The sequence below is a fragment of the Streptomyces solincola genome (assembly GCF_002982015.1).
Classification (GTDB): domain Bacteria; phylum Actinomycetota; class Actinomycetes; order Streptomycetales; family Streptomycetaceae; genus Streptomyces; species Streptomyces solincola.
Genome location: NZ_PVLV01000392.1, coordinates 1 through 10,317 on the forward strand (window position 1 = coordinate 1; position 10,317 = coordinate 10,317).

13 protein-coding genes and 1 pseudogene are annotated in these 10,317 nt (G+C 74.0%); 12 read left to right on the plus strand and 2 right to left on the minus strand.

Features of this window, described 5'->3' with window-relative positions:
- Positions 1-168: 168 nt before the first annotated feature.
- A complete protein-coding gene (locus C6N75_RS22665; protein ID WP_105870742.1) occupies positions 169-516 on the minus strand; it encodes a VOC family protein in 348 nt (115 codons plus the stop codon).
- A gap of 32 nt (positions 517-548) precedes the next feature.
- Positions 549-1,370 (minus strand): annotated as a pseudogene (locus C6N75_RS22670) (methyltransferase domain-containing protein); the annotation flags it as partial.
- A gap of 326 nt (positions 1,371-1,696) precedes the next feature.
- On the opposite strand from C6N75_RS22670, the gene C6N75_RS31760 reads away from it, so the two are divergent.
- The 12 genes from C6N75_RS31760 (at position 1,697) to C6N75_RS22725 (ending at position 10,040) form a co-directional block, all read left to right on the plus strand.
- Entirely contained in the window at positions 1,697-1,828 is a 132-nt protein-coding gene (locus C6N75_RS31760; RefSeq protein ID WP_258177552.1) for a hypothetical protein, read from the plus strand.
- A 98-nt stretch (positions 1,829-1,926) separates the two neighbouring features.
- Positions 1,927-3,324 (plus strand): NAD(P)/FAD-dependent oxidoreductase, encoded by a 1,398-nt coding sequence (locus tag C6N75_RS22675; protein ID WP_105870752.1) that lies wholly within the window; start codon positions 1,927-1,929, stop codon positions 3,322-3,324.
- Between the two features lies 1 nt (position 3,325).
- Positions 3,326-5,188 (plus strand): transketolase, encoded by a 1,863-nt coding sequence (locus C6N75_RS22680; protein WP_105870744.1) that lies wholly within the window; start codon positions 3,326-3,328, stop codon positions 5,186-5,188.
- A gap of 97 nt (positions 5,189-5,285) precedes the next feature.
- The gene (gene ligD / locus C6N75_RS22685) at positions 5,286-6,203 is read left to right on the plus strand and encodes a non-homologous end-joining DNA ligase (protein ID WP_105870753.1); all 918 of its coding nucleotides are present in this window, start codon (positions 5,286-5,288) and stop codon (positions 6,201-6,203) included.
- 375 nt (positions 6,204-6,578) lie between these two features.
- Positions 6,579-6,899, plus strand: coding sequence for a gas vesicle protein GvpO (locus C6N75_RS31765; RefSeq protein WP_258177553.1), 321 nt, complete (start codon positions 6,579-6,581; stop codon positions 6,897-6,899).
- 14 nt (positions 6,900-6,913) lie between these two features.
- Positions 6,914-7,324 carry a gas vesicle structural protein GvpA gene (locus C6N75_RS22695; protein WP_105870746.1) on the plus strand — a complete coding sequence of 137 codons (411 nt, stop codon included), beginning with the start codon at positions 6,914-6,916 and terminating at the stop codon, positions 7,322-7,324.
- Positions 7,321-8,046, plus strand: a complete 726-nt coding sequence (locus C6N75_RS22700) for a GvpL/GvpF family gas vesicle protein (protein ID WP_105870747.1) — start codon at positions 7,321-7,323, stop codon at positions 8,044-8,046. The genes C6N75_RS22695 and C6N75_RS22700 overlap by 4 nt, the downstream gene beginning before the upstream one ends.
- A 6-nt stretch (positions 8,047-8,052) precedes the next feature.
- Positions 8,053-8,289, plus strand: coding sequence for a gas vesicle protein GvpG (locus tag C6N75_RS22705; RefSeq protein ID WP_105870748.1), 237 nt, complete (start codon positions 8,053-8,055; stop codon positions 8,287-8,289).
- A complete protein-coding gene (locus C6N75_RS22710; protein WP_181160578.1) occupies positions 8,286-8,627 on the plus strand; it encodes a gas vesicle protein in 342 nt (113 codons plus the stop codon). Before C6N75_RS22705 ends, C6N75_RS22710 begins: the two co-directional genes overlap by 4 nt.
- On the plus strand, positions 8,624-9,472 hold the full coding sequence (locus C6N75_RS22715; protein WP_105870749.1) for a GvpL/GvpF family gas vesicle protein: 849 nt from the start codon (positions 8,624-8,626) through the stop codon (positions 9,470-9,472). Before C6N75_RS22710 ends, C6N75_RS22715 begins: the two co-directional genes overlap by 4 nt.
- Positions 9,469-9,693 carry a gas vesicle protein gene (locus tag C6N75_RS22720; protein WP_105870750.1) on the plus strand — a complete coding sequence of 75 codons (225 nt, stop codon included), beginning with the start codon at positions 9,469-9,471 and terminating at the stop codon, positions 9,691-9,693. The genes C6N75_RS22715 and C6N75_RS22720 overlap by 4 nt, the downstream gene beginning before the upstream one ends.
- 98 nt (positions 9,694-9,791) lie before the next feature.
- Complete coding sequence (locus C6N75_RS22725; protein WP_308356303.1) at positions 9,792-10,040, plus strand: gas vesicle protein K; 249 nt, start codon at positions 9,792-9,794, stop codon at positions 10,038-10,040.
- The last annotated feature ends 277 nt before the right edge of the window (positions 10,041-10,317 follow it).

Below are 10,317 nucleotides of genomic sequence, written 5' to 3' on the forward strand. Positions count from 1 at the left end.
CCCGCCGCTCCGTGAACCGTCGTTCCGGGGACATCGCGTCACCCTCCGCCGGTAGAAGGCAGGGCATCACTCATACGGCTCATTAAGCCGTCAATGCGATGATATCGGACTGATCGGACATGGAGCGAACGGGCGAGGGGGAGTTCCGGTCGGGCCGCGCGGGCGGCGTCAGCGGCGCTGGTCGGCGTACTCGAAGACGGAACCGTCCGGGTGGACGGCGATCAGGTTGCGGCCGACGGGGGTGGGCACCGGCCCGACGGCGATCGTGGCTCCGGCCTCGGTGAGGGCGGCGTACGCCGCGTCCACGTCGTCCACGGCGACGGTGGCGGCCACCTTGCGCAGTACCTCCAGCTCCTCCTCGGGGCCGCTCATCAGCAGGAAGCAGCCCACCGCGGCGACCGAGACGCCGCCCCGCTCGAAGCGGAGCGCCGTGGCGCCGGCGATCCGCTCGTAGAAGGCGGTCGAGGACTCCAGGTCGTCGACGCAGACGCGCAAGGTGGTGCCCAGGATCTCCATGCGCGCCAGCCTAGTTGGCGCGGTCGGCGCGGTCAGGCACGGCAGCGGATCTCGCCGTGCGGCACCAGGAACCAGGCGTCGTCCGCCCGGCCCCAGGCGCGCCAGCCCTCGGCGATCTCCGCCAGGTGCTCGGGGGTGGTGTGGCCGGTGGCCACGGCCCGCTCGGCGTAGGACGAGGCGACGGTCCGGTCCGCCCACAGGCCGCTCCACCACTCCCGCTCCGCCGGGGTGGCGAAACACCAGGTCGACGCGGAGGCGGTGATGTCGGTGAAGCCGGCCCGCCGGGCCCAGGACAGCAGCCGGCGGCCCGCGTCGGGCTCGCCGCCGTTGGCCCGGGCCACCCGCCGGTACAGCTCTCGCCAGTCGTCCAGCACCGGCGGCTCCGGATGCCAGGCGAACGCCGCGTAGTCGCTGTCGCGCGCCGCGACCACCCCGCCGGGCCGGCACACCCGCCGCATCTCGGCCAGTGCCCGCACCGGGTCGCCCACGTGCTGGAGCACCTGGTGGGCGTGGACCACGTCGAAGGAGTCGTCCGGGAAGGGCAGCGCGTGCACGTCGGCCACCTCGAAGCGGACGGCGTCGTCGGGCAGGCCGCGCGCCGACGCCTCGGCCCGTGCCTGGGCCAGGATCCCGTCCGCCGCGTCCACGCCGGTGACCCGTCCGCCCGGGGCCACCAGGTCGGCCAGGTCGGCCGTGATGGTGCCCGGCCCGCAGCCCACGTCCAGCACGTCCTGGCCGGGCCGCAGCGCGTCCAGCAGATAAGCGGCGGAGTTGGCGGCCGTGCGCCACCGGTGCGAGCGCAGTACCGACTCGTGGTGGCCATGGGTGTAGACGGCGTCGGTCATCGCGTCCTCCTGGAAGGGGTCCGGTGCGGTGGGGCCAGCCTAGGTCGACGGCCGAATGGTGAGACCAGCATTTTGAATGGTGAGACGGCGACGGGGAGGGCGCGAGCGGTGCGGCGGGAGGGGAATTCACCCGGTGCGCCGGGGCTGCGGGCGTTTGGGCCACGGGCCCAGGGGCACCGGGAAGGTCCGCCGGACGCGAGTCCGGCGGCCGCGTTCGCAGCCCGTGCCGCCCGGCGGTCGCCCGGCCGGCGACAGCGCCCGCGCGCACCGCACGACCGGCACCGCACGAACGCACCGCGAGAACCGCGGGAACGGCAACAACCGCGAGAACGGCAATGACCGCGGGAACGGCAAGAACGGCAAGACCAGAACGGCAAGAACGGCAAGAACGGCAAGACCAGAACGGCAAGAACGGCAAGAACGGCAAGAACGGCAAGAACCGCAAGAAGACGCTGGAGGCCCCGTGACCCCGTCCGTCAGCCCGTCCGGCCCGAGCAGCCCCGGCGGCCGCACCGGCCCCGCCCGGTCCCGGCCCTCCGGTGGCCCGCGCAGGCGGCCGCGCGTGGTGATCGTGGGAGCCGGGTTCGCCGGGTACCAGACCGCCCGCCACCTCTCCCGGACCCTGCGCGGGCGCGCCGAGATCGTGCTGCTCAACCCCACCGACTACTTCCTCTACCTGCCGCTGCTGCCGCAGGTCACCGCCGGCGTGCTGGAGGCCCGCCGGGTCACCGTCTCGCTGCCCGGCACCCTGCGGCAGGTGCGGCTGGTGCTCGGCCAGGCCGAGCGGATCGACCTGGCCGCCCGGACCGTGCACTACAGCGACCCCGAGGGCGGCGACGGCGAGCTGACCTACGACCGGCTGGTCCTCTCCGTCGGCAGCGTCAGCAAGCTGCTGCCGATACCCGGGGTCGCGGAGAACGCCACCGGCTTCCGCGGGCTGCCCGAGGCGCTGTACCTGCGCGACCACATCACCCGGCAGATCGAGCTGGCCGCGAGCTGCGGCGACCCGGCCGAGTGCGCCGCCCGCTCCACCTTCGTGGTGGTCGGCGCCGGTTACACCGGCACCGAGCTGGCCGCGCACGGCAAGATGTTCACCGACGCGCTGGTCCGCAAGCAGCCCGGCTGGGAGCCCGGCCGCTCGCCCCGCTGGCTGCTGCTGGACGTCGCCGACCGGGTGCTGCCCGGACTGAGCGAACGCCTGGCCCGCACCGCCGACGAGGTGCTGCGCAAGCGCGGGGTGGACGTCCGGGTCAAGACCTCCGTCAAGGAGGCGACCAGGGACGGCGTACTCCTGGACACCGGCGAGTTCGTCGACAGCCGCACCCTCATCTGGTGCGTGGGCGTGCGTCCCGATCCGCTGGTCTCCGAGCTGGACCTGCCCACCGAGAAGGGGCGGCTGGTGGTCACCCCGCAGCTCGGTGTGCCCGGTCACCCGGAGGTCTTCGCGTGCGGCGACGCGGCCGCCGTGCCGGACCTGACCCGGCCCGGCGAGTTCACGCCGATGACCGCCCAGCACGCCTCCCGCCAGGGCAAGGTCGCGGCCCGCAACGTGGCCGCCTCCCTGGGCCTGGGCACCCCTGCCGCGTACCGCCACAACGACCTGGGCTTCGCGGTGGACCTCGGCGGGGTCAAGGCCGCCGCCAACCCGATGGGCGTGCCCCTGTCCGGCCCGGTCGCCGGGGCGGTGACCCGCGGCTACCACCTGGCCGCCATGCCCGGCAACCGCGTCCGGGTCGCCGCCGACTGGCTGCTGGACGCGGCCCTGCCCCGCCAGGCCGTCCAGCTCGGGCTGCTGCGCTCCTGGCAGGTCCCGCTGGACACCGCGTCCCCGGAGCTGGTGCACACCCCGGGCGGCGCCGGCCCGCGCGGGAAGTCATCCGGCGGTCCCTCCGGCGGTGCGTCCAGCGGCCCCTCCGGCACGTCCACCGGCCCCTCCTCCGACGACTCCTCCGGAAAGGAGTGACATGCACTACGACGAACTGGCCGAGCTCGGCCAGCAGCTCCGGGTGGACGCGATCCGGGCCGCCGGCGCGGCCGGCTCCGGCCACCCCACCTCCTCGATGTCGGCGGCCGACCTGGGCGCGGTGCTCCTCGCGCACCACCTGCGGTTCGACTTCGAGCACCCCGAGCACCCCGGCAACGACCGGTTCGTGCTGTCCAAGGGGCACGCCTCGCCGTTGCTGTACGCCATGTACAAGGCGGCCGGCGCGATCGACGACGAGGAGCTGCTGACCTTCCGCGAGCTGGGCAGCCGGCTGGAGGGGCACCCCACCCCGCGGCTGCCGTGGGTGGACACCGCCACCGGCTCGCTCGGCCAGGGACTGCCGGTGGCCGTCGGCATCGCGCTGGCCGGCAAGAAGCTGGACGAGATCCCGTACCACGTCTACGTGCTCTCCGGCGACAGCGAGATGGCCGAGGGCTCGGTGTGGGAGGCCGCCGAGGCCGCCTCCTACAACGGGCTGGACAACCTCACCCTGATCGTGGACGTCAACCGGCTCGGCCAGCGCGGCCCCACCCGCGAGGGCCACGACCTGGACTCCTACGCCCGGCGGCTGCACGCCTTCGGCTGGCACACCATCGAGGTCGACGGGCACGACGTGGAGGCCGTGGACCGCGCCTTCGCCGAGGCCCGCTCCACCATCCGCCAGCCCACCGTCATCCTGGCCCGCACCCTCAAGGGCAAGGGCGTCAAGGCGGTGGAGGACCTGGAGGGCTTCCACGGCAAGCCGGTCAAGGACGCCGAGTCCGCCATCGCCGAGCTGGGCGGCCCCCGCCACCAGCACGTGGAGGTCCGCAAGCCCGAGCAGGGCGTCAGCCAGAGCGCGCTGGACGGGGCCGGGAAGTCCGGCGGGGAGGTGGAGCTGCCGCGCTACGACGTCGGCGACGAGGTGGCCACCCGTACCGCCTACGGGCACGCGCTGGAGGCGCTGGGCTCGGCCCGCGCCGACGTGGTGGCGCTGGACGGCGAGGTCGGCGACTCCACCCGTACCGAGTTCTTCGCCAAGGCCCACCCCGAGCGGTACTTCGAGTGCTACATCGCCGAGCAGCAGCTCGTGGCCTCCGCCGTGGGCTTGCAGACCCGCGGCTACCTGCCGTACGCCTGCTCCTTCGCCGCCTTCCTCACCCGCGCGCACGACTTCCTGCGGATGGCGACGGTCAGCCGGGCCGGGCTCAACATGGTCGGCTCGCACGCGGGGGTCGCCATCGGCCAGGACGGGCCCTCGCAGATGGGCCTGGAGGACCTGGCGATGTTCCGGTCCCTGCACGGCAGCACCGTCCTCTACCCGTGCGACGCCAACCAGACCGCCCACCTGGTCGCCTCCATGGCCGACCTGGACGGCATCCGCTACCTGCGCACCTCGCGCGGCGACGACCCGGTGATCTACGGGCCGGACGAGACCTTCCCGGTCGGCGGCAGCAAGGTGCTGCGCAGCCACGGCGACGACGACCGGGCGACGATCGTCGCGGCCGGGGTCACCGTGCACCAGGCGCTCCAGGCGGCCGACGTGCTGGAGGAGTACGGCATCCCGGTCCGGGTCATCGACCTGTACTCGCTCAAGCCGGTCGACAAGGACACCCTGAACGACGCGGCCGCCGCCACCGGCTGCCTGCTGACCGTCGAGGACCACCACCCCGAGGGCGGCCTCGGCGACGCCGTCGCCGAAGCCTTCGCGGACGGCCGGCCCGCCCCGCGGCTGACCCGCCTCGCGGTCCGCTCGCAGCCGGCCTCCGCCTCCCCGGAGGAGCAGTTGCGCGCCGCCGGCATCGACGCCGAGGCGATCACCGCCGCGGTGAAGCTGCTGGTGGAGCGGGTCGTCACGCCCTGACTCCCGGCCGCTCCTCAGCCCGCCGTCCGGCCCCGGACCCCCCGAAGGGGTCCGGGGCCGGGGCGTGACCAGCCGCCCGGGCGGGTACCCGGCGGCGATGAGCAGTGCCCGCAACCCCTCGGTCCGCACCGTCCGGGCCGGCCGGCGGAACGTCGAGGTCCACCGCCCGGACAAGGTCCTCTTCCCCGAGGACGGCATCACCAAGGCGGACCTGGCCGACTACCACCGGTCGGTCGCCCGCTTCATGCTGCCGCAGCTCCGGGGCCGCCCGCTGATGCTGGAACGGCGCCCCGACGGCATCGACGGGCCGCGCTTCATGCAGAAGGACACCCCGGCGAGCTACCCGGACTGGGTGCGGCGGACCGAGGTCGGCAAGGCGGACGGCACGGTCGTCCACACCGTCGCCGACGACACCGCCACCCTGGTGCTCCTCGCCGACCAGGCGGCGATCACCCTGCACCGCTGGCAGTCCCGCGCGGACCGGCCGCACCACCCCGACCGGCTGGTGTTCGACCTCGACCCGCCCGGCGACGACTTCGCCGCGGTGCGCCGGGCCGCGCACCTGCTGCGCGAGCTGCTGGCCGCGATCGGCCTGCCCTCGGTGGTGATGACCAGCGGCTCCAAGGGCGTGCACGTCATCGTGGCGCTGGACGGCTCCGGCGACCACGACCAGGTGCGGGCGTTCGCCCACGAGGTCGCCGGCACGCTGGCCGAGGCGCATCCCGACGAGCTGACCACCGCCGCCCGCAAGGACGCCCGCGGCGACCGGCTCTACCTGGACGTCCAGCGCAACGGCTACGCGCAGACCGCGGTGGCCCCCTACTCGGTGCGGGCCCGGCCCGGCGCCCCGGTGGCCACCCCGCTGACCTGGGAGCAACTCGACGAACCGGAGACCCACGCGCGCCGCTGGACCGTGCGCGACGTGCTGGAGCAGGCCCGCTCCCGCCCCTGGGGCGGGGCGCCGCGGGGCCGCTCGCTCGCCCCGGCCCGCCGGAGACTGGAGGCGCTGCGCTGACGGCCCGATCCCTACCGCGAGAGCGCCGGCGGATCACCCGTCCGGGCCGTTTGGGATCAAGCCCAGGCCAAGGGTTTGCGGTGTCATGGTCCGGCAACCAGAGGGAACGAGGCTTCCATGGCAGACACATCAGAGAAATCACAGGCATCCGGCAGAGACCGGGACGGCACCGACGAGGGCGACAACCCGGATAAGGAGAGCGCCCGCAAGCCGGCGGCGAAGAAGACCGCCGCCCGCAAGACGACGGCACGAAAGACGACGGCCCGCAAGACGACCAGCAGTCGCAGCGGCGCCACGCGCACCCGCAAGAGCACCACCGCCTCGACGCGGTCCGCGGCCCGGAACGAGGACGCGGAGGCGGACGAGCCGGAGGAGCTGGACGAGCCGGCCGACGAGCCGCAGGAGCAGGAAGAAGAGCCGGAGCCGGCGCCCCGCAAGAAGCCGAAGGCGATGCAGGTCGTCCGCGGCGCGGCGGGGCAGCTCAACGAGCTGACCGGCCTGGAGGCCGAGTCGGTGTCCTCCTTCGAGCGCACCGACGACGGCTGGACCGTACACGTCGAAGTCCTGGAGCTGGCCCGCGTCCCCGAGACCATGAGCCTGCTCGCCACCTACGAGGTGCAACTGGACGACGACGGAGACCTGACCGGATACAAGCGCGTCCGCCGCTATGAACGCGGCCGGGCGGACCGCTCCTAGGGAGGGAGAACGACATGTCAGTGGTTCCCGCACAGCAGAGTGGCGGCGGCGGAGGCAGCAGCGGCCTGTACGACGTCCTGGAACTGGTCCTCGACCGCGGCCTGGTGATCGACGCGTTCGTCCGCGTCTCCCTGGTCGGCATCGAGATCCTGAAGATCGACATCCGGGTCGTCGTCGCCAGCGTCGACACCTACCTCCGCTTCGCCGAGGCGTGCAACCGCCTCGACCTGGAGGCCGGGCGCAAGGCCCCGGCCCAGTTGCCCGACGTCGTCCAGGGCCTCACCGAGGGCGGCGCCAAGGGCAAGTCCAAGGGCGCGCTCTCCGGAGCGGCCGAGACCATCTCCGACGCCCTGAAGTCCGGGTCGTCCGACCGCGAGCGGAGCACCAGCAGCCGCACGTCCCGTAAGAAGGAGGAGCAGGAGTGAGCACGTATGTCTACGGGATCGCGCGCAGCTCGCACCCGGGGCTGCCGGAGAAGACCGACGGCGTCGGCGACCCGGCGCAGCCCGTCCGGGTGCTGACCCGCGGCGCTCTGGCGGCCCTGGTCAGCGACGCCCCCGAGGGGCTGCGCCCCAAGCGGCGCGACCTGCTCGCGCACCAGAACGTGCTGGCCGAGGCGGGCGCCAACGGCGCGGTGCTGCCGATGCGCTTCGGCGGCGTCTCGCCCGACGACGACACCGTGCTCTCGGTGCTCGCCGACCGCGAGAGCCACTACCTGGAGCGGCTGGAGGCGCTCGACAACAAGGTCGAGTACAACGTCAAGGCCAGCCACGACGAGGAGTCCGTGCTCCACCAGGTGCTCGCCGACGACCCCGACCTGCGGGCCCTGAGCGAGGCCAACCGGGCCGCCGGCGGCGGCAGCTACGACCAGAAGCTCGCCCTCGGCGAGCGGGTCGTCGCCGCCGTGCAGCAGCGCGAGGCCCGCGACGCGGTCCTGGTCCAGCAGACCCTGGAGGCGAACGCCTCCGCCGTGCAGCCCGGCCCGGAGAGCGGCGGCTGGCTGGCCAACATCTCCTTCCTGGTGGACCGGGACGGCTCCGCGGCCTTCGTCGACGCGGTCGACCAGCTCAAGCAGGCCAACCCGCACCTGGTGCTGACCGTCAACGGACCACTGCCGCCCTACAGCTTCGTCGAAACGGAAGGATGATCCACCATGGGCCTGCTGGGAGAACTGCTGCTCCTGCCGGCGGCGCCCGTGCGCGGCACCGGCTGGGTGCTGCGGCAGGTGATGGCGGAGGCAGAGCGGCAGTACTACGACCCCTCCGCCATCCAGCGCGAACTCGCCCGCCTCTCCGGCCTGCTGGACGCCGGGGAGATCACCGAGGAGGAGTTCGACCGGCTTGAGGACGACCTCCTCGACCGTCTCGAGAAGGGACCCCCGAACCGATGACCATGCCCGCTCCGCGGCCCTCCGCCTCGATGGCCTACCAGCCCGAAGGCGGCGGCGCCAACCTCGCCGACATCCTCGAACGCGTCCTGGACAAGGGCGTGGTGATCGCCGGCGACATCAAGATCAATCTCCTGGACATCGAGCTGCTGACCATCAAGCTCCGGCTGGTGGTCGCCTCGGTCGAGCGGGCGAAGGAGATGGGCATCGACTGGTGGGAGAGCGACCCCTCGCTCTCCTCCCGGGCCCGCTCGGGCGAACTGGCCCGGGAGAACGCCGAGTTGCAGCGCCGCATCGCCGAACTGGAAGAGCGCGCCGAGCTGGAGGAGCGCCGCGGATGAACAGCACCACCGACCTGCGGTACGTCTACGCGGTCACCCGCCCCTTCGACGGGCTCCCGCCGGAGGGCGCCCGGGGCATCTCCGGGCAGCCGCCCAGGCTGGTGCGCCACGGCGACCTGGTCGCGGTGGTGGACGCGGTGCCGGCCGCCGACTTCGAGGAGGGCCCGCTCAAGGCCCGGCTGGAAGACCTCGACTGGCTGGCCGGCACCGCCCGCGCCCATGACGCGGTCGTCGCCGCACTGGCCACGGTCACCTGCCCGGTGCCGCTGCGGCTGGCCACCGTCTGCCGTGACGACAGCGGCGTACGGCGGCTCCTGGAGGAGGGCGGCGAGCGCTTCGAGCGGGCCCTGGACCGGCTCGACGGCCGCATGGAGTGGGGCGTCAAGGTGTACGCGGAGGAACCGGCGCCCCCGGCCGAGCCGGCGTCCCCGCGGCCCTCGGCCGGAGCCGGCCAGGCCCGCGGCAGCGGCCGGGACTACCTGCGCCGCCGGATGGAGGCGCGTCGCAGCCGGGAGGCCGACTGGGGCAGGGCCGACGCGCTGAGCCGCCGCCTGCACGCCGAGCTGTCCGCGCAGGCGGAGGCGGCCGCGCTGCACCGCCCCCAGGACGCCAAGCTCTCCGGTGTCGCCGGGGTGAACGTGCTGAACGCCGCGTACCTGGTGGACCGCACCCGCGGCCAGGAGTTCGCCGACCTGGTCCACGGCTACGCCGAGGAGGGCGTGCAGGTCCGGCTGACCGGCCCCTGGGTGCCGTACTCCTTCGCCGGCATCGGCGCGGAGGACGAGCCGCCGGCCGGCGCCGCCACCGAGCCCGGTGACGGCACGCAGACGGCGGTACGCCCGTGAGCGCCCCCGTACCGGCCGCCGGATCCGGCGCGGCGGCCTCGCCGCTCGCCGAACGGCGGATCGCCCTCGTCGACCTGCTGGACCGGCTGCTGGCCGGAGGGGTGGTGCTCACCGGCGACCTGACGCTGAGCATCGCCGACGTCGACCTGGTCCGCGTCGACCTCCGGGCGCTGATCAGCTCCGTCAACGAGAACGTCCCCTCCCCGTTCGAGGTGCGCTGATGCGTGACGCCGAGCCCCCCTTCGAAGCCTTCGACGAGGAGCCCGGGGCCTTCGGCGAGGAGGCCGGTCCGGACCCCGCCGGCAAGCGCCGCGTCGAGCTGGACCCGGACACCGTCGAACGCGACCTGGCCCGCCTGGTGCTCACCGTCATCGAACTGCTGCGCCAGCTCATGGAGCGCCAGGCGCTGCGGCGCGTGGAGGGCGGCACCCTCAGCGAGGACCAGGAGGAGCGCATCGGGCTCACCCTGATGCTGCTGGAGGACCGGATGGAGCTGCTGCGCAGCCGGTTCGGCCTGGAGCCGGAGGACCTCAACATCGACCTGGGCCCGCTCGGCCCGCTGCTCTGAGCCGTCCCTCCGCCGAGGCCCCGCCCGTCGCCTGAGCCGTTCGCGCTCTACGAGGACCGGGCGAACTTCCCGCGCGTCGGCCCGGCCCGACGGGCGGCCCCGGGGTGATCAGCAGATCATCGCTTCCGTGGCCGCACGTCCCCGCCGCACGGCCGCCGGCGATGAAGGAAAGGCCCCCGCATGCCCGTCGTCCCCGCCGCCACCCGCGCAGGCCGCCTGCTGCTCGCCGCCGCGGTGGGCGCCGGACTGCTCCTCACCGGCTGCGCCCAGCCCGTCC